The organism is Caldimonas hydrothermalis (genome assembly GCF_056746695.1).
On the sequence record NZ_JBWQXA010000003.1, the window covers coordinates 262947 to 287655 of the forward strand.

The window sequence follows — 24709 nt, forward strand, 5'->3', positions numbered from 1 at the left end:
CTGGCGGCGGGACGTCGATCGTCCCGGCCGCACGGGGCGGGCGCAGGTTCAGGCGGCCGCCACGGGGATCTTGCCGATGCGGGCCTGCCACTCGCGCGGGCCGGTGATGTGAGCGCTGGTGCCGCCCGCGTCCACGGCCACCGTCACCGGCATGTCGAGCACGTCGAACTCGTAGATGGCTTCCATGCCCAGGTCCTCGAAGCCGACGACCCTGGCGCCCTTGATGGCCTTGCTGACCAGATAGGCCGCCCCGCCCACGGCCATCAGATAGGCGCTCTTGTGCTTCTTGATCGCCTCGATGGCCACCGGCCCGCGTTCGGCCTTGCCGATCATCGCGATCAGTCCCGTCTGGGCCAGCATCATCTCGGTGAACTTGTCCATGCGCGTGGCCGTGGTCGGGCCGGCGGGGCCCACCACCTCGTCGCGCACTGGATCGACCGGGCCGACGTAGTAGATCACCCGGTTGGTGAAGTCCACCGGCAGTTTGTCGCCGCGCGCGAGCATGTCCTGGATACGCTTGTGGGCGGCATCGCGGCCCGTGAGCATCCGGCCGGACAGCAGCAGAGTCTCGCCAGGCTTCCAGCTGGCCACCTCCTCGCGCGTGAGCGTGTTCAGGTCCACGCGACGGCTCTTGTTGTAGTCAGGGGCCCAGTGCACGTCGGGCCACAGGTCCAGGCTCGGCGGCTCCAGGTAGGCCGGGCCCGAGCCATCGAGCACGAAGTGCGCGTGTCGCGTGGCGGCGCAATTGGGGATCATCGCCACCGGCTTGGAGGCGGCGTGCGTGGGGTAGGTCTTGATCTTGATGTCGAGCACCGTGGTCAGGCCCCCCAGGCCCTGCGCCCCGATGCCCAGGGCGTTGACCTTCTCGTACAGCTCCAGGCGCAGCTCCTCGAGCTTGTTGCGCGGCCCGCGCTGCTGGAGTTCGTACATGTCGATGTCCTCCATCAGCGCTTCTTTGGCCAGCAGCATGGCCTTCTCGGCCGTGCCGCCGATGCCGATGCCCAGCATGCCCGGCGGGCACCAGCCGGCCCCCATGGTGGGCACGGTCTTGAGCACCCAGTCCACCAGCGAGTCGCTGGGGTTCATCATCACGAACTTGGTCTTGTTCTCGGAGCCGCCGCCCTTGGCCGCCACCGTCACGTCCACGGTGTGGCCGGGCACCAGCTCCATGTGGATGACGGCCGGCGTGTTGTCCCTGGTGTTCTTGCGCTCGAAGTGCGGATCGTCGAGCACCGAGGCGCGCAGCTTGTTGTCCGGGTTCAGGTAGCCGCGGCGCACGCCTTCGTTGATCGCGTCGGCGATGGAGCCTGGGAAGTTGGCAAAGCGCACGTCCATCCCGATCTTCAGGAAGACGTTGACGATGCCGGTGTCCTGGCAGATCGGGCGGCGGCCCTCGGCGCTCATGCGCGAGTTGGTCAGGATCTGGGCGATCGCATCTTTCGCCGCCGGCGACTGCTCGCGCTCGTAGGCGCGTGCCAGGTGCGCGATGTAGTCGGCCGGGTGGTAGTAGCTGATGTACTGCAGGGCGGCAGCCACGCTTTCGACGAGGTCGTCGTGCTGGATCGTGGTGGTCATGGGGCTGGCTGGAGTGGTGGGGCGAAGGACGGAGGGGCAGGGCCCCGGGCAAGCGCTGAATTTTAACGGGCCACCCGGTGAGCGCGGGGATCGAAACCGATCGAGCTTGCAAGGACATGACAAGACGGCGCGGAGCGCCTGAGTGATTGCCACAGGCAGGTCCGGCGGCACATGTTTCTAAAATCAGCCGTTTTTTGCGTGCCGCCGTCGGCTGCGACGGCGGGTGCGTCCTGCCACACCTACCTGCCTGACACGATGAACCTGCTTGCCACGGTCGTCTTGCTCCCCCTGGTGCTAGGCACCGTCCTGTGCTTCTGGCTGGGCCGCGTCGAGACGCCCGCGCGCCGGCGCGCCACGGCCTGGGCGGCCGGCCTGGTGGCCGTTTGCGCGCTGGGGGTGCTGCTTGGTCTGGCCGCCCCGGTCTTTGCGGGCCAGACCCTGCTCGCCCACTGGCCCTGGGTGAGCGCCATCGGCCTGAACATCGGTCTGCGGCTGGATGGCCTGGCCTGGATGTTCGCCGCACTGATCAGCGGCATCGGCATCCTCATCGTGCTGTACGCCGCCTACTACCTGCACCACGACGATCCGGCCGGCAAGTTCTTCAGCACGCTCATGCTCTTCATGGCGGCCATGCTGGGCATCGTGCTGTCGGACAACCTGCTGCTGCTGCTGGTGTTCTGGGAGCTCACCAGCCTCTCGTCGTTCCTGCTCATCGGTTACTGGGGCCACAAGGAGGAGTCGCGCGCCGGCGCCCGCATGGCCCTGGCGGTGACCGGCGGCGGGGGCCTGGCGCTGCTAGCTGGCTTCGTGGTGCTGGGCCAGATCGCCGGCACCTATGAGCTTTCGCAGATGCTTGGCCGCGGTGCCGAGATCCAGGCCCACCCGATGTTCCCGGTGGCGCTCGTCCTCATTTTGCTGGGTTGCTTCACCAAGAGCGCGCAGTTTCCTTTCCACTTCTGGCTGCCCGAGGCCATGGCCGCGCCCACGCCGGTATCGGCCTACCTGCACTCGGCCACGATGGTGAAGGCAGGGCTGTTCCTGCTGGCGCGGCTGTACCCGGTGATCGGCGGCAACGCCCTGTTCGAAGGCATCGTTGCCACCGTGGGCCTCGTCACAATGGTGTTCGCCGCCTTCGTGGCCCTGTTCAAGCACGACCTGAAGGGCCTGCTGGCCTACTCCACCGTCAGCCACCTGGGCTTCATCGCCTTCCTGATCGGCCTGTCCTCGCCGATGTCGGCGGTGGTGGCCATCTTCCACATCCTCAACCACGCCAGCTTCAAGGCGGCGCTGTTCATGACCGCGGGCATCGTCGACCACGAAACCGGCACGCGCGACATGCGCCGCCTGGGCGGCCTGATGAAGGCCATGCCGTGGATGGGCAGCTTCGCATTGCTGGCCTCGGCCTCGATGGCCGGTCTGCCGCCGTTCAATGGCTTCCTGTCGAAGGAGATGATGTTCGAGCAGGCCGTGCAGGCGCAGTTCTGGGGCTCGCTGAGCTGGCTCGTGCCGGTGCTGGCCACCGTCGGCGGGCTGTTCTCGATGGCCTACTCGCTGCGCCTGGTGCATGACGTGTTCTTCAACGGCCCGGCCCGCGAGCTCCCGGCCCATCCCCATGAACCTCCCTGGGGCATGAAGGCCCCGGTGGCCTTGCTCGTGGCGATCTGCATCGCGGTGGGCCTGATGCCGGCGCTGCTCACCGGGCCGCTGGTGGTGGCCGCGGCCACCGCGGTGCTGGGCGCGCCGCCGCCGCAGTTCCAGCCCGCGCTGTGGCATGGCCTGAATCTGCCACTGCTGATGAGCGCGGTCGCGGTGGGCGGCGGTGCCGTCTACTACTTCGCCTGGCAGTCCGGCGCTCGGTTGCATCGCCACGCGCCACGCGCCTTCAGCGGCAAGGCCGTGTTCACGGGCTTCATCGACGGCCTGTTCGGCCTGGCCGGCCGGATCACGGCCGCCCTCGAGAACGGTTCGCTGCAGCGATACCTGGCCTGGATGATCGGCCTGGCAATCGTGCTGGCGGCCTGGCCGTTCTGGCTGCCGGCGGCCGACAACCTGGGAGCCCAGGGCCGCGAGCTGCTCCCAGCCCCTGCAGTGGCGGTGGCGGTGTGGCTCATCCTGCTGGTCGTGGGGGTGGCGCTGTTGCGGGCCCATCGCCAGCGCTTCACGGCCGTCGTCCTGGCCGGTGCGGTGGGCCTGGTGTCCTCCCTGGCCTTCGTGGCCTTGTCGGCCCCCGATCTGGCCATGACGCAGCTTTCGGTTGACGTGGTCAGCACGGTGCTGCTGCTGATGGGCCTGGCGCTGTTGCCGCAGACCACCCCGGCTGAGTCGAGTGCGCGCCGCAAGTGGCGTGATGCGGTGCTGGCGGCCGCCGGCGGCGGTGGTGTGGCCTGGGTGGCCTGGCTCATGCTCACCCGAGACCACGAGTCCATCTCCTGGTACTTCCTCGAAAAGTCCCTGCCCGAAGGCGGTGGCACCAACGCGGTGAACGTCATTCTCGTGGACTTCCGCGGCTACGACACCTTTGGCGAGATCACCGTGCTGGGCATTGCGGCCGTGGGTGTGCTGGCCCTGCTCGAGGGCTTGCGCGTGCATCGCCCGACACTCGACCCGCAGGGTCGGCCCTGGAGTTACAGCCAGGAGCCGCTCATGCTGCGGGTGGTGGCGCGCCTCGTGCTGCCGCTGGCCTTGGTGGTGAGCGCCTTCATCTTCTGGCGCGGCCACAATCTGCCCGGTGGGGGCTTCATCGCCGGCCTGATCACGGCCGTGGCTTTGGTGCTGCAGTACATGGCCATGGGCCAGGCGCGCGCCGAGGCGCTGCTGCGCGGTGCGGCCGGTCGTCGCTTCGTGCGCTGGATCGGTCTGGGCTTGGGCATCGCCTGGCTCACGGGGGTGGGGGCCTTCTTCTTCGGTGAACCCTTCCTGACCAGCGCCCACGGCCATCCGGTCGTGCCCGTGCTGGGCGAGTTGCCGCTGGCCACCGCGGCCCTGTTCGACCTCGGGGTCTATGTCACGGTGGTCGGTGCCACGATGCTGATGCTGTCGGTGCTGGGATCGGCCAGCAAGGAAACGTCCAAGGACAACGGAGCGAGCGCATGACGATGGAATTCCTCGTGGCCACCGGTATCGGGTGGGTGACGGCCTGCGGCATCTACCTGCTGCTGCGCGGACGCACCTTCCCGGTCGTCATCGGCCTGACCTTGCTGGGCTATGCGGTCAATGTCTTCATCTTCGCGATGGGCCGGCTGTGGAGCGCCGCGCCGCCCATCCTCACCCCGGGCGCACAGGTGGCCGACCCGCTGCCCCAGGCGCTGGTGCTCACCGCCATCGTGATCGGCTTTGCCACCACGGGCTTCGTGATCGAGATGGCTTTGCGCAGCCATCATGAAAACGGCAGCGATCATGTCGACGGCCGTTCGGACAAGGCAGGGCACGCATGAACTGGTTCAGCACCCATCTGCCCATCCTGCCGGTCTTGCTGCCGGCGATCACCGCGGTCGTGCTGCTCCTGCTGGGCGACCATGGCGGCGAGCCTCACGGCGGCCATGGCCATCGCAAGCTGCTGTGGGCGCGCCGCATCGCGCTGGCCTCGGCCGTCCTGGGCTGGGTCATCGCTGCGCGACTGGCCGTCGAGGCCGGCCATGGTGAGCTGAGGGCCTACAAGGTCGGCGACTGGCCCGCGCCATTCGGCATCCTGGTGCTCATCGACCGCCTGGGGGCCATGATGCTGCTGCTCACCGCCTGCGTGGCACTGCCCGTGCTGTGGTACGCCACGGGTGGCTGGGACGCGCGCGGCCGCTACTTTCATGCCATCTTCCAGTTCCAGCTCATGGGCCTGAACGGTGCCTTCATCACCGGCGACCTGTTCAATCTCTTCGTGTTCTTCGAGGTGCTGCTCATCGCGTCCTATGTGCTGATGGTGCATGGCCAAGGCAAGGAGCGCTTTCGCGTGGGTGTGCACTATGTGGTGCTGAACCTCGCGGCCTCGTCGCTTTTTCTGATCGGTGTGGCGCTCATCTACGCGAAGACGGGGACGCTCAACCTTGCGGACCTGGCGCTGCGCGTGCCCAAGGTGACGGCGCCCGAGTCGGTCGTGCTGCAGGCCGCGGCGCTGGTGCTGCTGGTGGTGTTCGGTTTCAAGGCGGCCCTGATGCCCCTGGCCATGTGGCTGCCGGCCACGTATGCCGCATCCAGTGCGCCGGTGGCGGCGCTTTTTGCCCTGATGACCAAGGTGGGTGTCTATGCCATCGTCCGCGTGCACGGCGTGGTCTTCGGTGCAGGGGCTGGGGACGCCGCCCTCACCGTGGAGCCGGTCCTGCTGCCGCTGGCCCTGGTCACCAGCGCCGTGGGGGTGGCCGGGGCGCTGGCGGCACGCACGCTGCCGCGCCTAGTGGCCTGGCTCACGGTGGCCTCGGTCGGCACCGTGCTGGCCGGCCTGGGCCTGTTTTCCACCCAGGCCTGGTCTGCGGCGCTGTACTACATGCTCAACAGCACGCTGGTGACGGCTGGGCTGTTCCTGCTGGCCGAGCTCGTCGGTGCCCAGCGCGGCGACGCAGCCACGCAGCTCGTGCCGGCCTCGCCGGTGGCGCAGCCGACGCTGCTGGGCCTGATGCTGCTGTTGGCGGCAGCCTCCACCGCGGGCTTGCCGCCTTTGCCGGGTTTCATCGGCAAACTGATGATCCTCGAAGCGGCCAGCAATCATGCCTGGCAGGCTGTGGTGTGGAGTGTGCTGCTGGTGGCCGGTTTTCTGACCTTGGTGGGGCTGGCGCGTGCCGGCAGCATTCTGTTTTGGCATGTGCGTGACGACTTGCCCGCCGGCGGGGCTTCGGGGGCCAGCGCCAAGCTGGTCCTGGCCACGTGCTCGCTGCTGGCTGCCAGCGTGGCGCTGAGCGTGCTGGCCGCCCCTGTGCAGCGCTACACCCAGGCCACGGCCGAGCAGTTGGTCGACCGCGCCGCCTACGCCCGTGCGGCCCTGAGCGAATACGGTGGCGAACGGGCCGAGACGACCCGCCCCTATCGGGGGCGGCAGGAGACCCCATGATGAATCGTCCCACTTCTTCTTCCGCCCCTCGCGCGGCACCCACCTCCCGGGAGGCGATCGGACCCGGGCGCTGGGGGGCGCACCCCGTGCTGTCGGTGCTGCTGGCCGCCGTGTGGCTGCTGCTTCAGGAAAGCCTGGCCCCGGCACACATCCTTGCCGCTGCCGTGTTGGGGCTGGTGGTGCCGCGGCTTGTGCATGGCTTTCTGGGGCCTGCCACGCGCCTGCACAAGCCGGTCGTGGCGCTGCGCTTCGTGTTCATCGTGCTGTGGGACATCGTGGTATCCAACTTCATCGTGGCGCGCATCGTGCTGTCGCCCTCGTCGGACCCCCGTCCTGCGTGGGTGCGCGTGCCTTTGAAGCTGCAGCAGCCAGGAGCCATCACGCTGCTGGCCACGATCATCACCACCACGCCGGGCACCGTGTCGTGCATCGTCGATGACGAGCGGCACGAGATCCTGGTGCACGCGCTCGACTGTGCCGACCCGCAAGCGCTGGCCGAGCAGATCAAACAGCGCTACGAGCAACCGCTGATGGAGATCTTCGGATGAACGGATGGCCCCTGATCGACTGGGCGCTCAACTTCGCCTTCGCGACGGTGGGCCTGGCACTGGTGCTGTGTGCGTGGCGGCTGCTGCGTGGACCGCAGACCCCAGACCGCGTGCTGGCCCTGGACACGATGTACATCAACGTCGTCGCCCTGGTGATCCTCTTTGGCATGCGCTTCGGCACCGAACTCTTCTTCGAGGCGGCGCTGATCATCGCCTTGCTGGGCTTTGCCTCCACGGTGGCGCTGGCGCGCTACCTGTCCCGTGGCGACGTGATTGAGTGAGGTGGACGATGTGGAACGAACTTCATTGGGCCGTCCAGGCCGTCATCGCGCTGATGTTGGTGGTTGGCGGTGTCTTTGCCTTGGTGGGTGCCATCGGCATGCTGCGTTTTCCCGATTTCTACATGCGCCTGCATGCGCCCACCAAAGCCACGACCCTCGGGGTGGGAGGTGTGCTCGTGGCCAGCATGGCCAGCAACTGGGCCGAGGGCCGCTACAGCCTGCATGAGCTGCTGATCACGCTGTTCCTTTTCGTCACCGCGCCGGTGTCGGCCAACCTGCTGGCCAAGGCGGCGATGCACCTGCGCAGCCCCTCGAAGGCGCCGGTGCCGCACGACCAGCCCCGCCCCTGATCAAGCCTGGCCGGGCGGGTCGTCGATTCGGGGAGCGGCATCGATGTCGGCCTGGACCCGGCCTTCACGCACCGCGGCCCGGGCCAGCAGGTGGGAGGCCACCGGCAGCGTGATCAGCAGAAACACCAGGATCGCCAGCAGCCGCATCGTCCAGCCCGTATCCTGCGCCCACCCAGCAGCTCCCAGGCACACGCAGGCCAGTGCCAAGGTGCCGGCCTTGGTGGCGGCGTGCTGGCGGGCCAAGGCATCGGGCAGCCGGATCACCCCCCAGGCGGCCATCAGCAGCAAGGCAGCACCGGCCAGCAGCAGCAGCGATGCGAGGATCTCCAACACACCGCTCATGGTGTGGTCTCCTCGACGTGACTGTGCGGTGCGCGGTCGATCAGGCGGGCCCAGCCGATCGTCGCGACGAAACCCACCAGGGCCAGGCCGATCCCCACGTCGAGAAAGACGGTGCGTGCCGTGGCCAGCGACGCGGCCACGCACAGCGCCACACCGGCGGCCAGCAGGATGTCCAGCGCCACCACGCGATCGGCGTGCGTGGGCCCTTGGACGATGCGCACGGTGGCCAGCACCGAGGCGGCCAGAGCGCTCAGGACGAGCAAGGTCATGATCATGCCGGGCTCTTTCCAAACAGGATGACGAGGTAGCGTTCGAACTCGCGCCGGATGCCGGCCACCGCGCCTGCGGCGTCAGAGGTGTCGAGCATGTGCAGCAGCATCTCGTGGCGTTCCATGTCGATGTCGATGGTGGTGGTGCCCGGGGTGAGCGAGATCATGCAGCCCAGCAGGGCGGCGCCTTGCTCGCTCATCGGGGCAAAGCGCATGCGGATGAAGCCCACCGGCGGGCGTTTGCCCGCAGGGCCGCTGGCGCGCAGGATCACGCGCACGGTTTGCCAGCCCGAGACGACCACGGCGCGCAGGAAGCGCAGCAGCAGCACCAGGCAGACCAGAGGGTGACGCAGGATGGCCACGGTGGTTCCTCCTCTCATCCTCAGCGGCCGAAGCCGTCCACGGCGGCCTGGGCATAGGCCAGCAGGCTTTGCGGCCACAGACTGATCCACACGGTCACGGCCGCCAGGCCGGCCGTGGCGAGGTAGGCTGCCCCCAAGCGCACGCGCGGGGGCTGCCAGGTTTCATCAGGATGGGCCTTCCAGAAGGCCTCCATCCAGATCTTCATCATCGAGTACAGCGTGAGCACGCTCACCAGCAGGGCGGCTGCGGTCCAGACGATGCGCTCTTGCGCGATGGCTTCGCGCAGGATCAGCAGCTTGGCCCAGAAGCCCGACAACGGCGGAATGCCCACGAGGGACAGCGCCGGAATGAGAAAGAGCACGGCCAGCAGCGGCTTGGGCGCATACAGCCCACCGATGCGGCGCAGGTCGTAGCTGCCGGTCAGCGCCCAGACGATGGCGCCGATCAGGAAGAGGTTGGCCTTCACCACGATGTGGTGCAGCGTGTAGAAGAGGGTGGCCGCGTGGCCCTCGGGCGTGGCCAGTGCGATGCCCAGCAGGATGTAGCCGATCTGGCTGATGATGTGGAAGGCCAGGATGCGGCGGATGTCCCAGTGGTAGGCCGCGCCCAGCACGCCGGTGATCATCGTTGCCGCGGCCACCCACCCCAAGGCTTCGTACAGCACTTGCGGTGCCGGATTGAACACGTCACCCAGCGTGCGCAGCACGGCATACACGCCCACCTTGGTGAGCAGGCCTGCAAACAGGGCGAGCACGGGCGCGGGCAAGGTGTGATAAGACGCGGGCAGCCAGGCAAACAGCGGGAAGGCCCCCGCCTTGATCAGGAAGGCGAGCGTCAGCGCGGCCAGCAAGGCCAGGCCCAGGGCCGGCGGCCATTGTGCCGAGGCTTCGCCCAGCGCGCCGAAGTTCAGGTGACCGGTGGCACCGTAGACCAGGCCCACGCTCATCAGCAACAGCAGGGTGCCGAAGAGATTGAGCGCCAGGTACTTGAAAGTGCCGTCGAGCTGGTCCACCCGAGCGCCGATCGCGAACAGGCCCACCGAGCAGATCAGCATCACCTCGAACCAGACGTAGAGGTTGAAGAGGTCGGCTGTGCAGAACGAGCCTCCCACACCGGCCAGCACGCCGTGCACCAGCGGCAGCAGCAGCGGATGACGCGGCCCCGGGTCGGCATCACTCAGCAGGAACAGCAGCGAGGCCGCGCCCATCAGAGCCGTGATCAGCACGAGCGCGGCGCCGGTGCCATCCACCACGAATTCGATCCCGTAGGGCGCCGCCCAGCCGCCGAACTGGGCCACGGCCGGCGTGCCCGAAGAGGCCTGGGCCACCAGCAGCAGGGCACAGACGGTCAGCGCTGCGATGCCCGCAAAGCTGATGGTCTGTTGCACCGTGGGGCGTTGCTGCGCGAGCGCGGCGAGCATCGCGGTGCCCAGCGGCACCAGCACCGGGGTGACGGCCAACGCGCTCGTGCTCATGCGGCACCTCCGGCACGGGCATCGGCTTGCGGCGTGGGCAGCGGCGGCTTGACCGGGTCGGTGGGCTCGGGTTCGGCTTCGCGCAGCTTCAGCGCGTCATCGGTGCGCGCGCGCTCGATCAGGCGCAGCACCAGCACCAGCGAGAAGCACACCAGTGCAAAGCCGATCACGATGGCCGTGAGCACGAGCGCCTGGGGCAGGGGGTTTGCCGCCTGTGCCAGGACGCTCTCGCCCAGCGGCACCACAGGGGGCTGCGTCGAGCCGATGCGGCCCGCGGCGAACAACACGAGGTTGGCCCCCGCGCCCAGCACGGCCAGCCCCAGCACGCAGCGCAGCACGTCGCGCGACAGGGCCAGGTACAGGCCCACGGCCAGAGTGATCCAGACGGCGGCGGCCAGCAGCCAGGTCATGATCCAGTCTCCCGCGAATCATTGGACGTGGGCTCGTCGATGTCGATGAGCGCCAGGGCATAACCGGCCAGCGCGCCCCACACGCACAGATACACCCCGATGTCGAACAGCAGCACCGTGGAGATCTTGAGCTCGGTGAACCCCAGGTCGAGGGCGCCCCACCAGTGCGTCAAGAAGGCTTGGCCCTGTGTGAGGGCCGGCAGACCCGACACCGCAGCCACCAACACGCCCAGGGCGGCCAGCCTCACCGGCGAGCCTGTGGGCAGCCGGTGTATCGCCTGCGCAGGCGAGCGGGCGATGCCCCACAGCACCGAGGCGCTCACGGCCACCAGCGCGCCGATGAAGCCGCCGCCTGGTTCGTTGTGGCCACGCAGCAGCACCCACACAGACGCCGCCAGAATGAGCCCGTAGAGCGCCCGGGCCACCACATCGAGGATCACGAGGCGTGGAGTCATGAGCCTGCCTCCGGCTTGGTCTGAGAGGCGCTGCGCAGACTGCGCAGCAGCGGCAGCGCGGCCAGAAACGACAGTGCCACCACGGCGATCTCGCCCAGGGTGTCCAGCGCGCGGAAGTCAACCAGGATCACGTTGACTACGTTGCGGCCAAACGCCTCAGGCACACTGCGCTCGGCAAAGAACCCGGACAGCGAGGCATCGAAGGGGGTGGCCACCGTCAGCAGCAGCAAGGCGGTGACCAGCGTGGCAAACCCCAGACAGACCAGCGCGGCCCCCGGGCGCCACAACGGTTCGTCGATGGACATCGGACGCCCCAGGCGTTTGAGCTGGAGCAGCACGGCCGCCACCACCACCACGAACACGGTTTCCACCGTGAACTGCGTGAAGGCCAGGTCCGGCGCGCCCGTGAACAGGAACAGGGTCGCGCTGCCGTAGCCCACCAGTCCGCTGGCCAGCAGCAGGGTGAGGCGCTCGCGCAGCAGTGCCGCAGCCACAGCCCCCAGAGCGATCAGGACCACCGAGCCGGCCACACCCCAGGACCAGGCCCCCGCCGCAGGCCCAGGCAGTGCCACGAGCGCCGGCCCCAGCGCTACGAGCAGGCCGAGCGAGACGGTGCCCGCCGTCAATGCCATGTAGCCAGGCAAACGGCCATGCTGCAGGCTGCGCGTGCAGCGCGCTGCAAGTTTCGGGATGCCGGACAGCAGCCGCTCGTACTGGGACGCCATGCCAATGCGGCCGACGCGCCGCCCCACGGCTTCGAACAGACGATGCAGCGGATCCCAGAACAAGTAAATCGCCGCACCGATCAGCAAAGTCACCGCCAGCGAGCCCAGCGAAGGGCCGATCTCCAGCGACAGGCTGATGACGGTCGCCTGCGTGCCGGGGGTCATCGCCACCGCAGCGAGCGCGAGGAGTTCGTCGACATAGAAGGGGAACAGGCCCAGCACGATGCCTAGGCCGGCGAGGATCAGCGGCGGCAGCACCAGGGCCGGCCCGCCTTCGTGGGCTTCGGGGGTTTCGTTGGTGCCAGGGTGCCGCCAGAACACTCGCACCGCGGCGACGCCGGCCACCGCCACCGCGATGGCACCGAACACCGTGTTGGCCGCGCGAGCGAAGGCGAAGACATCGTCGGCGCTCTTCACCTCCAGGATCACGTCCTTGACGACGTAGCCGAACGACAGCGGCATCCCGGCCATCGACATGCCGGCCAGCAGGGCCGCCGCGGCGGTGAAGGGCATGGCCTTGCGCAGGCCTCCCAGCCGGTCGATCACGCGCGTGCCGGTGCCGTGGTCGATGTTGCCCGCGACGAAAAACAGCGGCGCCTTGTACAGGGCGTGGGCCAGCAGCAGGGCGCCCACCGCCACCGTGGCGCCCTCGCCGCGCAGGCCGATCAACACCACCAGCGTGCCCAGCGTGGCCACGGTGGACCACGCCAGGATGCGCTTGAGGTCGCGCTCACGCAGGGCCAGCACCATGCCCCAGGCCGCCGTGAGCGAGCCGGCCGTCTTCAGTGCGATTTCCCAGAGACCCCATTCGCCGAACGCCGGATCCAGGCGTGCCAGCAGATAGACCCCGAGCTTGACCATCGTGGCCGAGTGCAGATAGGCCGACACCGGCGTGGGCGCCGACATGGCATTGGGCAGCCAGAAGTGGAAGGGAAACTGCGCGCTCTTGGTGAACGCCCCGATGAGGATCAGCACCAGGGCCATGGTCAGGGCCGGTGAGGCTTCCTCATAGGGAACGCGCTCGATGACCGCGGACAGCGAGTAGCTGCCCATCAAGTGCCCGAGCAGCAGCAGGCCTGCGAGCAGGGCCAAGCCTCCCGTTCCGGTCACGAGGAAAGCCTGCTGTGCCGACTTGCGGCTGGCCAGGTCGGTGTGGTGGAAGCCCACGAGCAGGAACGAGGTGAGGCTGGTGAGTTCCCAGAACACGAAAAGCACGACCAGGTTGTCGGCAGTCACGCAGCCGATCATCGCGCCCATGAACAGCGTGAGCAGCACGTACAGGCGCGACTGCTGGGGGTGGCCGGCCAGATAGCCCCCGGCATAGACGAACACGGCCGTGCCCACGCCGGTGATCATCAGCAGCATCAGGGCCGACAGGCCATCGATGCGCCAGGCCAGATCGATGCCGAGTTCAGGCACCCACGGGAGGTGGCCCTGCACAGGCAGGGTCTGGGTGCTCAACAGCCAGAGCACCCCTGCCAGCGCCACTGCCGCTAGGGCGACGAACCCCCCGCGACCGGCCCAACCGAGGCTGCCGGTGTCCGAGGGCAGGTGGACTGGCGCGCTCGTTGTCGTTGTGACCATGGGGCAGTTGCGCGCGTTAGCACCAGCCAGACGACACGCGGGCCGCCAGGCATGGCAATAAAACGGATGCGCCGCGGTAGCGCCGCGACGCACGACCCCGGCATGGAGCCATCCGCGGCCCGGAAGTTCCCCGGGGCGATCAGGGCCCCGGGGGCGGCGTGTCCGTGCGGGGGTGTGGCCGCCACAGCAGCCACACCGCAAGATAGCCCAGCACCGAGCTGCTCACGGCCAGCACGGCCAAGCCCAGCACCAGTGGAGTGCCGGTGGATTGGATGGACTGCCACAGCGCCTGCCACCACCCCTGCTGGGCGGCCAGGGTCTCCACATGGGCCTCCAGGGCCTGGGCCACCACCTCGCCACGCTCGCTGCCCAGGATCCAACGGCCGATCTGGTAGGCCAGCCAGTACACCGGCGGGAAGGTGAAGGGATTGGTCACCAGGGTGGAGGCCGCTGCCACCGCCACGTTGGCCCGAAGGAAGACCGCCGTCACCACGGCAAAAAGGAACTGCGCCACCGGCAGCATGAAGCCGAAGAACAGACCAATGCCCACGGCGCGTGCCACGCTGCCGCGGTCGAGGTGCCACAGGTGCTCGTCCTGCAGGCGGTGCGCCACCGGGCGCAGCCAGCGCGACGCCAGCAACTGCTCACGGGTGGGCACCCAGCGCTTCATGGCCTGGCCTCAATGCATGTTGGACGGGGTGGTGTGGCTCATCAGCCGGTCGGCCAGCGCGATCGCCAGGGCCGAGAACAGGAAGGCGATGTGGATCAGGGTCTGCCAGATCAGCACCTTCTCGTCGTAGTTGGCGGCGTTGATGAAGGTCTTGAGCAGGTGGATCGACGAGATCCCGATGATGGCGGTGGCCAGCTTGACCTTCAGCACCGAGGCGTTGACGTGGCTGAGCCACTCCGGCTGATCCGGGTGGCCCTCCAGGTGCAGGCGTGAGACGAAGGTCTCGTAGCCGCCCACGATCACCATGATCAGCAGGTTGGAGATCATCACCACGTCGATCAGCGCCAGCACCACGAGCATGATGATGGTCTCGTTCAGCGCGGTGACCTGGGCGTCGGCCTTGTAGCCGATGCTGGTGACCAGCTTGTCCAGCGCCGCCTGGCTGCCGAAGGCGGCCTCGAGCAGGTGGACCAGCTCCACCCAGAAGTGGAACACATAGACGCCCTGGGCCACGATCAGGCCCAGGTACAGGGGCAGTTGCAGCCAGCGGCTGGCGAAGATCAGGTTGGGCAGCGGGCGCAGCCGGGTGGCCCGGGGATCGGGAATGGCACTCATCGACGGCCTAGGGATACTACGGAATGTCGCGGATTCTAGGGCCAGCCGACACTTGCAACCGAGCCCGCGCGGTCGCGCGGGCGGCAGTATTCCAGGCCTTGGGGGCCGCTGCACGTCAGGGTAAAACCGGAGGGCCGGGGAGTCAGCCTTTCGTAAGAGCTTCCCCTTAAGGTTTGGTACTCAGCGGATTGACCGACCATCCACAGGAGACGCACCCATGTCCGACCCGCAGAGCAAGCTCTACCCACCGCCCGCCCAGATCGTCGCCGGCGCGCATGTGTCCGGCATGGCGGCCTACGAAAAGCTCTGTGCCGAGGCGCAAGCCGACTACGAAGGCTATTGGGCCCGCCTGGCGCGCGAGATGGTGAGCTGGAAGCAGCCCTTCACGAAGGTGCTGAACGACAGCAATGCCCCGTTCTACAAGTGGTTCGAGGACGGCACGCTCAACGCCTCGTACAACTGCCTGGACCGCAACGTCGAGCGCGGCCTGGGCGACAAGGTGGCCATCCTCTTCGAAGCCGACAACGGCCAGGTCACCCGCGTCACCTACCGCGAGCTGCTGGAGCGCACCTGCCGTCTGGCCAATGCGCTGAAGGCCCAGGGCGTGAAGAAGGGCGACCGCGTGGTGATCTACATGCCCATGTCGGTCGAGGGCGTGGTGGCCATGCAGGCCTGTGCCCGCATCGGTGCCACCCACTCGGTGGTCTTCGGTGGTTTCTCGGCCCAGTCGCTGCGCGACCGCATCCAGGACGCCGGCGCCGTGATGGTGCTCACCGCCGACGAGCAAGTGCGCGGCGGCAAGCACTTGCCGCTCAAGGCCATCGTCGACGAGGCCCTCGGCCTGGGCGGCTGCGAAACCATCCGCAAGGTCATCGTCTACCGCCGCACCGGCGGCAGCGTGCCCTTCGACCCGGCGCGCGACCTGTGGCTGCACGAGGTCACGCAGAACCAGGCCGCCACCTGCGAGCCTGAATGGGTCGAGGCCGAGCACCCGCTCTTTCTGCTCTACACCTCGGGCTCCACTGGCAAGCCCAAGGGCGTGCAGCACAGCACCGGCGGCTACCTGCTGCATGCGGCGCTCACCACCAAGTGGACCTTCGACCTCAAGGACAACGACATCTTCTGGTGCACGGCCGACATTGGTTGGGTCACCGGCCACACCTACATCACCTACGGCCCCCTGGCCCTGGGCGGCACCGAGATCGTCTTCGAAGGCGTGCCCACCTTCCCGGACGCCGGCCGCTTCTGGCGCATGATCCAGGACCACAAGGTCACGATCTTCTACACCGCCCCGACGGCCATCCGCTCGCTCATCAAGGCGGCCGAGAGCAACGAGGCGGTGCACCCCAAGCGCTACGACCTCTCCAGCCTGCGCATCCTGGGTTCGGTGGGCGAACCAATCAACCCCGCGGCCTGGGAGTGGTACCACGACAATGTCGGCGGTGGGCGTTGTCCCATCGTGGATACGTGGTGGCAGACCGAAACCGGTGGCCACATGATCACTCCCCTGCCGGGGGCGACGCCTTTGGTGCCGGGGTCGTGCACGCTGCCCTTCCCGGGCATCGCCGCGGCCATCGTCGACGAGACCGGCCAGGACGTGCCCAACGGCCAGGGCGGCATCCTGGTGATCAAGAAGCCCTGGCCCAGCATGATCCGCACCATCTGGGGCGACCCGGAGCGCTTCAAGAAAAGCTATTACCCACCCGAGCTCAAGGGCTACTACCTGGCTGGTGACGGCGCCAGTCGCGACGCCCGGACCGGCTACTTCACCATCACGGGCCGCATCGACGACGTGCTCAACGTCTCGGGCCACCGCATGGGCACGATGGAGATCGAATCCGCCCTGGTGAGCTGCACCGAGCTGGTGGCCGAGGCTGCGGTGGTGGGCCGCCCGGACGAGACCACCGGCGAGGCCATCTGCGCCTTCGTCGTGCTCAAGCGTCCGCGTCCCACCGGCGAAGAAGCCAAGAAGATTGCCAATGAGCTGCGCAACTGGGTGGCCAAGGAAATCGGCCCGATTGCCAAGCCCAAGGACATCCGCTTCGGCGACAACCTGCCCAAGACCCGCTCGGGCAAGATCATGCGCCGCCTGCTGCGCTCGATCGCCAAGGGCGAGCCCATCACCCAAGACACCAGCACGCTGGAGAACCCCGCCATCCTCGATCAGTTGGCGCAGTCCAACTGATCGAGGCGCCGCGGCAGCGGCGAGTGCGCAGCGCTTTGGGGGGGCTTCAGCCCTTGGCGCAGTCCCACGCGGGCCTTTCGCGGGCGCTAGACTGTCGGCCCCGATGCCATCGCTGTCCTGCGCCCGTGTCCGCTGCCCCCACCGCGCTGATCGATTTCATCGCGCCCGTCGAGGGGGCGGCGCGAGAGCGCCTGGCCTTCTTTGACCCGCTGGCGGTGCTCCAGGCGGACACACTCGACGAGGTGCCGCTCGTGCTGCAACGGGTCGAGGCCGAAGCCCGGCAGGGCCGATGGTGTGTGGGCTTTGTCGCGTACGAGGCGGCGCCGGCCTTTGATCGCGCGATGCAGGCCCATCGGCCCGACGGACGCCTGGCCTGGTTCGGGGTCTTCGACCGTGCCCAGCCCTGGCCTGCCCCCTCGCCCCTGCGGTACGAGCCCTTGTCCTGGACGGCCGGCATCGACCGCACCGGCTTTGACCGGGCGATTGCGCGCATCCACGCCGCCATCGCCGATGGCGAGGTCTATCAGATCAACTTCACCGCGCCATGGCGCAGTCCGTTCTCGGGCGAGCCCCTGGCGCTGTTCCAGGCCTTGCTGCGGGCCCAGCCCGACGGCTATGCCGCCTACCTCGACACGGGCACGCAGCAGGTGCTGTCGGTCTCGCCCGAACTCTTTTTCGACTGGCGCGACGACCGGCTGCTCTCGCGGCCGATGAAGGGCACCGCCGCACGGGAGGCGGACCCGCAGGCCGACGCACGCCGAGCCGAACATCTGCGCACCAGCGAGAAGGAGCGCGCCGAGAACCTGATGATCGTGGACCTGATCCGCAACGATCTCTCGCGCGTGGCCCAGCCGCACAGCGTGCAGGTGCCCCGTCTGTTCCATATCCAGGCCCTGCCGACCGTCTGGCAGATGACGTCGGACGTGGTCGCACGCACCCGGGCGGGGGTGGGGCTGGTCGATATTTTCCAGGCGCTCTTTCCCTGCGGCTCGGTCACCGGCGCGCCCAAGCTGCGGGCCATGCACTGGATCGGCCAGCTCGAGGCGGGGCCGCGCGGGGTCTATTGCGGGGCCGTCGGGGTGGTGCGACCTGGCGGCTCGGCCACCTTCAACGTGCCCATCCGCACCGTGAGCCTCCAGGCCGGGCAGGCCCGCTGCGGCATCGGCAGCGGCATCACGGCCGACGCCGACGCAGCGGGCGAGTGGGCGGAATGGCGCAGCAAGCAGGCCTTCCTCGTGAGGGCACAGTCGGCCTTCGAGCTGCTGGAGACGATGCGGCTGGAGGCCGGCCACGTGGTGCACCGTGACGAGCATCTGGCGCGCATGGCCACCGCCGCACGGCATTTCGGATTCACCTGGCAGCCGCAGGCGGCCGCCCAGGCCCTGGACGGGCTGGTCGCCACACACCCCGCAGGTCTGTGGCGCGTGAGGCTGCTGGCCGGGGCCGACGGAAGCTGCCGGGCCGAGGCCTTCGCGTTGCACGATGTGGTGCCACCGGTGCGGGTCCGGCTGGCCGAGCGGCCCTTCCAGGCGGCCGGCAGCGAATTCGTGCGCTTCAAGACCACACGGCGCGCGCACTACGACGCCTTGGCCCCCACCGATCCGGCGGTCTTCGACACTTTGCTGTGGAACGAGGCCGGCGAACTGACCGAGTTCACCCGGGGCAATGTCGCCGTGAAACTGCACGGCCGCTGGGTCACGCCGCCGCTGTCGTGCGGCCTGCTGGGTGGCATCGGCCGGGCGATGGCGCTGCGTGACGGCCGCCTGGTGGAGCAGGTGGTGCACCGCGACGAACTGCCGCAGGCACAAGGGCTGGCCTTCCTCAACAGTCTGCGCGGTTGGCTGGCCGCCGAATTGCTTCCCTGAAAGGCCGACACCCCGCCAGGGCGGGGTGTCGGCTCAGGCCCGTTGTGCGGCGCGGATCACTTGTGCGTCAGGATCCACTGCACGAGGGTCTTGGCATCGGCCTCGCTGACCGAGGCGTTGGCCGGCATGGGCACCTGGCCCCAGACGCCGACCCCGCCCTTGATGACCTTCTGGGCCAGCTTGTTGACGGCATCCTTCTGGCCGGCGTACTTGGCCGCGATATCTTTGAACGAGGGGCCGACCAGCTTCTTGTCCGCAGCGTGGCAGGCCATGCAGGCCTTTTGCTGGGCCAGTTGCTGGCTGGCCAGGACGGGAGTGCTCAGGCAGGCGAGGGCAGCGAGGGCGAGAAGAGGCTTCATGTCGTCTTTCCGGCGATCGTGGGGGTTGATTGACAGTCGCACCCATGCATTCTAGGCTTTGCGCCCGGTGCCCGGTTGGGCGTCCGAGCCCATGGCCCTTACAGCCCCGCGGAGTCCTGCATGTATTTCATCGTCCTGGGTGTCTTGCTGATCGTGCTGAAGTTGGCCGAGTTCGGTGCCGTGGCGCAATGGTCGTGGTGGATCATCCTGTCACCGTTTGCGCTGGCAGTGGCCTGGTGGGCCTGGGCCGATGCTTCGGGCTACACCAAGCGCCGCGAGATGGACAAGCTGGAAGAGAGGAAGAAAGAGCGGCGCAAGAAGAACCTGGCCGCTCTGGGGCAAGAGCCGCGCAAGCGGAGAATCTGACGCTTGCTCACTCGAACTTGTCGAGCACGGCTCCCGAACTCGCGCTGCTGGCCAGCTTCGCGAACTTGGCCAGCACGCCGCGGGTGTAGCGTGGTGCCGGCGGCGTCCAGGCGGCTCGGCGGCGGGCCAGTTCCTCGTCGCTGACGTGCAGATGCAAACTCAGCGTGTGGGCGTCGATGGTGATGGTGTCGCCTTCATGCACCAGGGCGATCGTTCCCCCTTCGGCGGCTTCCGGTGCGACATGGCCCACCACCATGCCCCAGGTCCCGCCGGAAAAGCGCCCATCGGTGATCAAGCCCACCGATTCACCCAGACCCTGGCCGATCAGCGCGCTGGTGGGCGCCAGCATCTCGGGCATGCCCGGCCCGCCCTTGGGGCCGAGATAGCGCAGCACCATCACATCGCCGGGCTTGATCTGATTGGCCATGATGGCCGCCAGGGCCGACTGTTCATCATCGAACACACGGGCCGGGCCGGTGATCTTCGGGTTTTTCAAGCCCGTGATCTTGGCCACGCTGCCCTCGGGCGCCAGGTTGCCCTTCAGGATCGCCAAATGCCCCTGCGCATAGATCGGGTTGCTCACCGGGCGGATCACGTCCTGGTCGGGTGAAAGGTCCGGCACGTCGGCCAGGTTCTCGGCCACCGTCTTGCCAGTGATGGTCATGCACTCGCCGTGCAGCAGGCCGGCCTTGAGCAGCTCCTTCATCACCGCCGGGATGCCACCCGCACGGTGCAGGTCGATGGCCAGGTACTTGCCGCTGGGCTTGAGGTCGCACAGCACGGGAATCTTCCGGCGCATGCGCTCGAAGTCGTCGATGGTCCAGTCCACGCCGGCCGCGTGCGCGATCGCCAGGTAATGCAGCACCGCGTTGGTCGAGCCCCCGGTGGCCATGATCACCGCCACGGCATTCTCGATCGACTGCTTCGTGACGATATCGCGCGGCTTGAGGTCCTTCTTGACGGCTTCCACGAGCACCGCGGCGGCCCGCTTCACGTTCTCGACCACCTCGTCCTCGACGTTGGCCATCGTGGACGAGTAGGGCAGGCTCATGCCCAGCGCCTCGAAAGACGAGCTCATCGTGTTGGCGGTGTACATGCCGCCGCACGAGCCGCTGCCTGGAATCGCACGGCGCTCGATCTCGCAGAAGTCGTCCTCGCTGAGCTTGCCGGCGGTGAACTGGCCCACCGCCTCGAACACGCTGACGATGTTCAGGTCCTGGCCCTTGTACTTGCCGGGCAGGATGGTGCCGCCGTAGATGTACAGGCTGGGCACATTGGCGCGCAGCATCCCCATCATGCCGCCGGGCATGTTCTTGTCGCAGCCGCCGATGACCATCACGCCGTCCATCCACTGGCCGCCCACGCAGGTCTCCACGCAGTCGGAGATCACCTCGCGCGACACCAGCGAGTACTTCATGCCCTCGGTGCCCATGGCCATGCCATCGCTGATCGTGGGCGTGCCGAAGACCTGCGGGTTGGCGCCGGCCGCCTTCAGACCTTCCACGGCCGCATCGGCCAGGCGTTGCAGCCCGGAGTTGCACGGCGTGATGGTCGAGTGGCCGTTGGCCACGCCGATCATGGGCTTGCCGAAGTCCTCCTCCTTGTAGCCCATGCCGTAGTACATGGAGCGGTTGGGCGCGCGGGCGACGCCCTCGGTGATGTTCTTCGAGCGGCGGTTGTAGTTCATGGCTCGTCCTCGGAGTGGGAATCGTGGGGAAGAAGGCCGCAGAAGGCCGGTCGGCGCACAGTATGCAGCGCTGGCACAATCGACTCCAATATATCTTTCAAGCAATTCTGATTCGTCTGGTAAATCAATGCTGGAGCTGCGCCATCTCAGGCAATTCGTGGCCGTCGCCGAGGAGCTGCATTTCGGCCGGGCGGCCGAGCGCCTGCACATGACCCAGCCGCCGCTCACCATGGGCATCCGTCAGCTCGAGGACTTGCTGGGCGCGCCGCTCTTTCACCGCACGCGCCGCTCGGTGGCGCTGAGCCCGGCGGGTCTGGCCTTGCTGCCTCAGGCCCGCCGCCTGCTGGCGCAGGCCGAACAGCTCGGGCCCCTGGCGCGCGCGGCGGCCCAGGGCACGCTGGGGCGGCTGCGCCTGGGCTTTGTCTCCACCATCGGCTATGGCCCGCTGCCCGGCTGGCTCAAGACCTTCCGCGAAGCCCACCCCGGAGTGGAACTGGCCCTGCGCGAGGCCACGCTCGATGTGCAACTGGCGGCCTTCGAAGCCGGCGAGATCGACGCCGGCTTCGTGCTGCACGCGCCGGGCGAGCGACTGGCCGGGTTCGGCACCGTGCGGGTGCAGGGGGAGCCGCTGGTGCTGGCCCTGCCCGGCGACCATCCGCTGGCCGTTCACCCGACATTGCGGGCCACGCAGGTGCTGGACGACCCGCTGGTGATCTTCCCGCGCGCCATCAGCCCCTCGCTTTATGATGCGATGCTTGCGTTCTATCGCGACCGTCAGGCCGCCCCGCGCATCGCCCAGGAAGCCATCCAGATGCAGACCATCGTGAACCTGGTGTCCGCCGGCATCGGCGTGGCCTGGGTGCCCGAGACGGTCACGCGGCTGCAGCGCCCCGGGGTCGTCTACCGCTCGGTCGAGGACGCGGGCTTGGCCTGCGAGACCAGCCTGGTGTGGCGACTGCCTCAGCCCCCGGTCGTGGGCCGCTTCGTTGACCATGTGATGGCCGCCGCGCCATCGTCCCACAAGGAAACCCCCTGATGCTCGTGCATCCCCAGTTCGACCCTGTGGCCCTGCAGATCGGGCCGGTGGCCATCCATTGGTATGGCCTGACCTACCTCGTCGCCTTCGGCCTCTTTCTGTGGCTGGCCTCGATCCGCGTGGGGCGTTCGCCTTATGCCGACACCGGCTGGACACGCCGCGACGTCGAGGACCTGTTGTTCTACGGCGTGCTGGGCGTGATCATCGGCGGCCGGTTGGGCTATGTGCTCTTCTACAAGCCTGGCTACTACATGGCCCATCCCCTGGAGATCTTCGCGGTGTGGAAGGGCGGCATGGCCTTCCATGGGGGCCTGCTCGGCGTGATGGGCGCGGTGGCGCTGTTCGCCCGGCAGCGCAAGCGCCGCTTCTTCGAGGTGACCGATCTCATCGCACCGTGCGTGCCCACCGGCCTGGCCTCGGGCCGCATCGGCAACTTCATCAACGGCGAGCTCTGGGGACGCGAGGCCGACCCGAACCTGCCCTGGGCCATGGTCTTCCCGCAGTCGGGCACCGACATCCCCCGCCATCCGTCGCCGCTGTACCAGTTTGCGCTCGAGGGCCTGCTGCTCTTCGTGCTGCTGTGGTGGTATGCCCGCAAACCCCGCGCCACGGGGCAGGTCTCCGGGGCTTTTCTGATGGGTTATGGCGTGTTGCGCTTCATCGCCGAATACTTCCGCGAGCCCGACAGCTTCCTGGGCCTGCTGGCCCTGAACCTCAGCATGGGCCAGTGGCTGTGCCTGCCGATGATCGCCGCCGGCGCGGCGTTGTGGTGGTGGTCCGGCCGTCAGGCAGCCAGCCGTTCCACGTGACCGTGGCGCGTGTAGAGGAAGTCCAGCACCGCCTTGCGGCAGGCGATGTAGTGGGCGTCCTCGGCCAGTGAGACGCGCTCGCGCGGGCGCGGCAGGTCCACGCGCAGGATCTCGCCGATAGTGGCGGCCGGTCCGTTGGTCATCATCACGATGCGATCGGACAGCAGCACGGCCTCGTCCACGTCGTGCGTCACCATCACGACCGTGCTCTTCGTGCGCGCCACGATCTTCAGCAACTCGTCCTGCAGGTGCGCGCGGGTGAGGGCGTCCAGGGCGCCGAAGGGCTCGTCCATCAGCAGCACCTTGGGTTCCATCGCCAGCGCCCTGGCAATGCCCACGCGCTGCTTCATGCCGCCCGAGATCTCGTGCGGGCGCTTGGTGGTGGCGTGTCCCATGCCCACCAGCTCCAAAGCCGCCAGGGTGCGCGCCTTCAACTGGGCCTTGGACTCCTTGCCGCCAAAGACGCGGTCCACGGCGAGGTGGACGTTCTCGAAGCAGGTGAGCCAGGGCAGCAGCGAGTGGTTCTGGAACACCACCGCCCGCTCTGGGCCGGGCTCGCGGATCTCGCGGTTGTCGCACAGCAGCACACCCGCCGTGGGCTTGAGCAGGCCCGCGATCAGGTTGAGCAGGGTGGACTTGCCGCAGCCCGAGTGGCCGATGAGCGTCACGAACTCGCCGCGGGCCACATCGAGGTGAATGTCGTGCAGTGCGTGGAAGCTGCCCTTCTTGGTGTGGAAGACCATCTCGGCCGACTGCACCTGGATGAAATGGGGGGTCATGATCGGTCCTTTCACTCGGCGTAGCTGAAGCGCTTGGCGATGGCGATGAGCGCTTGCTCCAGCAGCAGGCCCACGATGCCGATCACGAAGATCGCGATCAGGATGTGCTGCACGTTGAGGTTGTTCCACTCGTCCCACACCCAGAAGCCGATGCCCACGCCGCCGGTCAGCATCTCGGCGGCGACGATCACGAGCCAGGCCGTGCCCACCGACAGCCGCACGCCGGTCAGCATGTAGGGCAGCACCGAGGGAAGCAGGATCTTGGTGATGACCTTCCACTCCGACAGATTCAGCACGCGAGCCACGTTCAGGTAGTCCTGCGGCACCCGTTGCACGCCCACGGCTGTGTTGATGATCATCGGCCAGATCGAGCAGATGAAGATGGTCCAGATGGCCGCCGGGTTGGCCGCCTTGAACACCAGCAGGCCGATGGGCAGCCAGGCCAGCGGAGAGACCGGGCGCAGCAGGCTCACGATGGGCGAGAACATGCGGTTGACGATGGCAAAGCGCCCGATCAGGAAGCCCATCGGGATGCCCACCAGCGCGGCCAGGCCGAAGCCCATGCCCACCCGCTGCAGCGAATAGAGCACGTTCCAGCCGATGCCCTGGTCGTTCGGCCCATTGCGATAGAACGGGTCGGCAAAGAGTTGGACGGCGGCTTCCCAGGTGGCCCCCGGCGTGGGGAAGCTGGTGCTGTTGACGGTGGCCAGGCCCCAGATGCCGATCAGCAGGGCCACGCCGAAGACCGGCGCCAGCAGGGCAAGGGCCCAGCCGCGCCAGTCGATCGGGGCCCGGGCAGGTCGGGCCGGTGCCGGCGCGGCGGTCGCCACCTTGGATCGGCTCGGGCTGGAGGGGCACTGGGCGGCCGGGCTGTCGCCGACCGAAGGATGAAAGACGGCACTGACCATGATGGGCTCCCGTGTGTGC

Annotated in this window: 25 protein-coding genes; 11 read left to right on the plus strand and 14 right to left on the minus strand. The window is 68.0% G+C overall.

The window, feature by feature from the left end; genetic code table 11:
* Positions 1-48 precede the first annotated feature (48 nt).
* Positions 49-1575 carry a fumarate hydratase gene (locus tag AC1ECW_RS06415; RefSeq protein WP_409705042.1) on the minus strand — a complete coding sequence of 509 codons (1527 nt, stop codon included), beginning with the start codon at positions 1573-1575 and terminating at the stop codon, positions 49-51.
* Between the two features lie 255 nt (positions 1576-1830).
* Here AC1ECW_RS06415 and AC1ECW_RS06420 point away from each other — a divergent pair, with 255 nt between their 5' ends.
* The 6 genes from AC1ECW_RS06420 to AC1ECW_RS06445 are packed head-to-tail and all read left to right on the plus strand — an operon-like array spanning position 1831 to position 7789.
* Complete coding sequence (locus tag AC1ECW_RS06420; protein WP_481201469.1) at positions 1831-4668, plus strand: monovalent cation/H+ antiporter subunit A; 2838 nt, start codon at positions 1831-1833, stop codon at positions 4666-4668.
* Positions 4665-5009 carry a Na+/H+ antiporter subunit C gene (locus AC1ECW_RS06425; protein WP_409707427.1) on the plus strand — a complete coding sequence of 115 codons (345 nt, stop codon included), beginning with the start codon at positions 4665-4667 and terminating at the stop codon, positions 5007-5009. The genes AC1ECW_RS06420 and AC1ECW_RS06425 overlap by 4 nt, the downstream gene beginning before the upstream one ends.
* Positions 5006-6610: a monovalent cation/H+ antiporter subunit D gene (locus AC1ECW_RS06430; protein ID WP_409707424.1), complete on the plus strand. Its 1605-nt coding sequence runs from the start codon at positions 5006-5008 to the stop codon at positions 6608-6610. The genes AC1ECW_RS06425 and AC1ECW_RS06430 overlap by 4 nt, the downstream gene beginning before the upstream one ends.
* Positions 6607-7158: a Na+/H+ antiporter subunit E gene (locus tag AC1ECW_RS06435; RefSeq protein WP_481201470.1), complete on the plus strand. Its 552-nt coding sequence runs from the start codon at positions 6607-6609 to the stop codon at positions 7156-7158. The genes AC1ECW_RS06430 and AC1ECW_RS06435 overlap by 4 nt, the downstream gene beginning before the upstream one ends.
* Complete coding sequence (locus AC1ECW_RS06440; RefSeq protein ID WP_409707417.1) at positions 7155-7439, plus strand: K+/H+ antiporter subunit F; 285 nt, start codon at positions 7155-7157, stop codon at positions 7437-7439. Before AC1ECW_RS06435 ends, AC1ECW_RS06440 begins: the two co-directional genes overlap by 4 nt.
* A gap of 8 nt (positions 7440-7447) precedes the next feature.
* Positions 7448-7789: a Na+/H+ antiporter subunit G gene (locus AC1ECW_RS06445; RefSeq protein ID WP_409707413.1), complete on the plus strand. Its 342-nt coding sequence runs from the start codon at positions 7448-7450 to the stop codon at positions 7787-7789.
* On the opposite strand, the gene mnhG is transcribed toward AC1ECW_RS06445, so the two are convergent.
* The 9 genes from mnhG to AC1ECW_RS06490 all read right to left on the minus strand — a co-directional run bounded on the left by mnhG (position 7790) and on the right by AC1ECW_RS06490 (position 14696).
* A complete protein-coding gene (mnhG, locus tag AC1ECW_RS06450) occupies positions 7790-8131 on the minus strand; it encodes a monovalent cation/H(+) antiporter subunit G (RefSeq protein WP_409707410.1) in 342 nt (113 codons plus the stop codon).
* Positions 8128-8406, minus strand: coding sequence for an MrpF/PhaF family protein (locus tag AC1ECW_RS06455; protein ID WP_409707407.1), 279 nt, complete (start codon positions 8404-8406; stop codon positions 8128-8130). Before AC1ECW_RS06455 ends, mnhG begins: the two co-directional genes overlap by 4 nt.
* Positions 8403-8762, minus strand: coding sequence for a Na+/H+ antiporter subunit E (locus tag AC1ECW_RS06460; RefSeq protein ID WP_409707404.1), 360 nt, complete (start codon positions 8760-8762; stop codon positions 8403-8405). Before AC1ECW_RS06460 ends, AC1ECW_RS06455 begins: the two co-directional genes overlap by 4 nt.
* Before the next feature lie 20 nt (positions 8763-8782).
* Positions 8783-10237, minus strand: a complete 1455-nt coding sequence (locus tag AC1ECW_RS06465) for a proton-conducting transporter transmembrane domain-containing protein (RefSeq protein ID WP_409707401.1) — start codon at positions 10235-10237, stop codon at positions 8783-8785.
* Positions 10234-10647, minus strand: coding sequence for a sodium:proton antiporter (locus AC1ECW_RS06470; protein WP_409707398.1), 414 nt, complete (start codon positions 10645-10647; stop codon positions 10234-10236). Before AC1ECW_RS06470 ends, AC1ECW_RS06465 begins: the two co-directional genes overlap by 4 nt.
* On the minus strand, positions 10644-11102 hold the full coding sequence (locus tag AC1ECW_RS06475; protein WP_481201471.1) for an MnhB domain-containing protein: 459 nt from the start codon (positions 11100-11102) through the stop codon (positions 10644-10646). Before AC1ECW_RS06475 ends, AC1ECW_RS06470 begins: the two co-directional genes overlap by 4 nt.
* Complete coding sequence (gene mbhE, locus AC1ECW_RS06480) at positions 11099-13288, minus strand: hydrogen gas-evolving membrane-bound hydrogenase subunit E (RefSeq protein ID WP_481201472.1); 2190 nt, start codon at positions 13286-13288, stop codon at positions 11099-11101. Before mbhE ends, AC1ECW_RS06475 begins: the two co-directional genes overlap by 4 nt.
* A gap of 262 nt (positions 13289-13550) precedes the next feature.
* Positions 13551-14081, minus strand: a complete 531-nt coding sequence (locus tag AC1ECW_RS06485; protein ID WP_481201473.1) for a DUF2062 domain-containing protein — start codon at positions 14079-14081, stop codon at positions 13551-13553.
* A gap of 9 nt (positions 14082-14090) precedes the next feature.
* Positions 14091-14696, minus strand: a complete 606-nt coding sequence (locus tag AC1ECW_RS06490) for a YqhA family protein (protein WP_481201474.1) — start codon at positions 14694-14696, stop codon at positions 14091-14093.
* A 217-nt stretch (positions 14697-14913) separates the two neighbouring features.
* Here AC1ECW_RS06490 and acs point away from each other — a divergent pair, with 217 nt between their 5' ends.
* Positions 14914-16881, plus strand: coding sequence for an acetate--CoA ligase (gene acs / locus AC1ECW_RS06495; protein WP_481201475.1), 1968 nt, complete (start codon positions 14914-14916; stop codon positions 16879-16881).
* Positions 16882-17006: 125 nt separating this feature from the next.
* On the plus strand, positions 17007-18746 hold the full coding sequence (gene pabB / locus AC1ECW_RS06500) for an aminodeoxychorismate synthase component I (protein WP_481201476.1): 1740 nt from the start codon (positions 17007-17009) through the stop codon (positions 18744-18746).
* Positions 18747-18802: 56 nt separating this feature from the next.
* Here the strand turns inward: pabB and AC1ECW_RS06505 are convergent, their stop codons facing one another.
* Positions 18803-19105, minus strand: a complete 303-nt coding sequence (locus AC1ECW_RS06505; RefSeq protein ID WP_409707596.1) for a c-type cytochrome — start codon at positions 19103-19105, stop codon at positions 18803-18805.
* 120 nt (positions 19106-19225) lie between these two features.
* Here AC1ECW_RS06505 and AC1ECW_RS06510 point away from each other — a divergent pair, with 120 nt between their 5' ends.
* On the plus strand, positions 19226-19471 hold the full coding sequence (locus tag AC1ECW_RS06510; protein ID WP_409707593.1) for a TIGR04438 family Trp-rich protein: 246 nt from the start codon (positions 19226-19228) through the stop codon (positions 19469-19471).
* A gap of 7 nt (positions 19472-19478) precedes the next feature.
* On the opposite strand, the gene ilvD is transcribed toward AC1ECW_RS06510, so the two are convergent.
* Positions 19479-21158 carry a dihydroxy-acid dehydratase gene (gene ilvD, locus AC1ECW_RS06515; RefSeq protein WP_409707590.1) on the minus strand — a complete coding sequence of 560 codons (1680 nt, stop codon included), beginning with the start codon at positions 21156-21158 and terminating at the stop codon, positions 19479-19481.
* Positions 21159-21285: 127 nt separating this feature from the next.
* Between ilvD and AC1ECW_RS06520 the strand changes: the two genes are divergently transcribed.
* Both AC1ECW_RS06520 and lgt read left to right on the plus strand, forming a co-directional pair.
* Positions 21286-22194 carry a LysR family transcriptional regulator gene (locus AC1ECW_RS06520; protein WP_409707587.1) on the plus strand — a complete coding sequence of 303 codons (909 nt, stop codon included), beginning with the start codon at positions 21286-21288 and terminating at the stop codon, positions 22192-22194.
* A complete protein-coding gene (gene lgt / locus AC1ECW_RS06525) occupies positions 22194-23003 on the plus strand; it encodes a prolipoprotein diacylglyceryl transferase (RefSeq protein ID WP_481201477.1) in 810 nt (269 codons plus the stop codon). The genes AC1ECW_RS06520 and lgt overlap by 1 nt, the downstream gene beginning before the upstream one ends.
* On the opposite strand, the gene AC1ECW_RS06530 is transcribed toward lgt, so the two are convergent.
* Positions 22979-23782: an ABC transporter ATP-binding protein gene (locus tag AC1ECW_RS06530; RefSeq protein ID WP_481201478.1), complete on the minus strand. Its 804-nt coding sequence runs from the start codon at positions 23780-23782 to the stop codon at positions 22979-22981. The genes lgt and AC1ECW_RS06530 overlap by 25 nt on opposite strands.
* Before the next feature lie 11 nt (positions 23783-23793).
* Positions 23794-24690, minus strand: coding sequence for a nitrate ABC transporter permease (gene ntrB, locus AC1ECW_RS06535; RefSeq protein ID WP_409706125.1), 897 nt, complete (start codon positions 24688-24690; stop codon positions 23794-23796).
* Positions 24691-24709: the final 19 nt, after the last annotated feature.

Excerpts from the sequence above, each read along its gene's own strand:
- AC1ECW_RS06415 (WP_409705042.1), bottom strand. The coding sequence starts at position 1,575 with ATGACCACCACGATCCAGCACGACGACCTCGTCGAAAGCGTGGCTGCC.
- AC1ECW_RS06420 (WP_481201469.1), top strand. The coding sequence starts at position 1,831 with ATGAACCTGCTTGCCACGGTCGTCTTGCTCCCCCTGGTGCTAGGCACC.
- AC1ECW_RS06425 (WP_409707427.1), top strand. The coding sequence starts at position 4,665 with ATGACGATGGAATTCCTCGTGGCCACCGGTATCGGGTGGGTGACGGCC.
- AC1ECW_RS06430 (WP_409707424.1), top strand. The coding sequence starts at position 5,006 with ATGAACTGGTTCAGCACCCATCTGCCCATCCTGCCGGTCTTGCTGCCG.
- AC1ECW_RS06435 (WP_481201470.1), top strand. The coding sequence starts at position 6,607 with ATGATGAATCGTCCCACTTCTTCTTCCGCCCCTCGCGCGGCACCCACC.
- AC1ECW_RS06440 (WP_409707417.1), top strand. The coding sequence starts at position 7,155 with ATGAACGGATGGCCCCTGATCGACTGGGCGCTCAACTTCGCCTTCGCG.
- AC1ECW_RS06445 (WP_409707413.1), top strand. The coding sequence starts at position 7,448 with ATGTGGAACGAACTTCATTGGGCCGTCCAGGCCGTCATCGCGCTGATG.
- mnhG (WP_409707410.1), bottom strand. The coding sequence starts at position 8,131 with ATGAGCGGTGTGTTGGAGATCCTCGCATCGCTGCTGCTGCTGGCCGGT.
- AC1ECW_RS06455 (WP_409707407.1), bottom strand. The coding sequence starts at position 8,406 with ATGATCATGACCTTGCTCGTCCTGAGCGCTCTGGCCGCCTCGGTGCTG.
- AC1ECW_RS06465 (WP_409707401.1), bottom strand. The coding sequence starts at position 10,237 with ATGAGCACGAGCGCGTTGGCCGTCACCCCGGTGCTGGTGCCGCTGGGC.
- AC1ECW_RS06470 (WP_409707398.1), bottom strand. The coding sequence starts at position 10,647 with ATGACCTGGCTGCTGGCCGCCGCCGTCTGGATCACTCTGGCCGTGGGC.
- AC1ECW_RS06475 (WP_481201471.1), bottom strand. The coding sequence starts at position 11,102 with ATGACTCCACGCCTCGTGATCCTCGATGTGGTGGCCCGGGCGCTCTAC.
- AC1ECW_RS06485 (WP_481201473.1), bottom strand. The coding sequence starts at position 14,081 with ATGAAGCGCTGGGTGCCCACCCGTGAGCAGTTGCTGGCGTCGCGCTGG.
- AC1ECW_RS06490 (WP_481201474.1), bottom strand. The coding sequence starts at position 14,696 with ATGAGTGCCATTCCCGATCCCCGGGCCACCCGGCTGCGCCCGCTGCCC.
- acs (WP_481201475.1), top strand. The coding sequence starts at position 14,914 with ATGTCCGACCCGCAGAGCAAGCTCTACCCACCGCCCGCCCAGATCGTC.
- AC1ECW_RS06505 (WP_409707596.1), bottom strand. The coding sequence starts at position 19,105 with ATGAAGCCTCTTCTCGCCCTCGCTGCCCTCGCCTGCCTGAGCACTCCC.
- AC1ECW_RS06510 (WP_409707593.1), top strand. The coding sequence starts at position 19,226 with ATGTATTTCATCGTCCTGGGTGTCTTGCTGATCGTGCTGAAGTTGGCC.
- ilvD (WP_409707590.1), bottom strand. The coding sequence starts at position 21,158 with ATGAACTACAACCGCCGCTCGAAGAACATCACCGAGGGCGTCGCCCGC.
- AC1ECW_RS06520 (WP_409707587.1), top strand. The coding sequence starts at position 21,286 with ATGCTGGAGCTGCGCCATCTCAGGCAATTCGTGGCCGTCGCCGAGGAG.
- lgt (WP_481201477.1), top strand. The coding sequence starts at position 22,194 with ATGCTCGTGCATCCCCAGTTCGACCCTGTGGCCCTGCAGATCGGGCCG.
- AC1ECW_RS06530 (WP_481201478.1), bottom strand. The coding sequence starts at position 23,782 with ATGACCCCCCATTTCATCCAGGTGCAGTCGGCCGAGATGGTCTTCCAC.
- ntrB (WP_409706125.1), bottom strand. The coding sequence starts at position 24,690 with ATGGTCAGTGCCGTCTTTCATCCTTCGGTCGGCGACAGCCCGGCCGCC.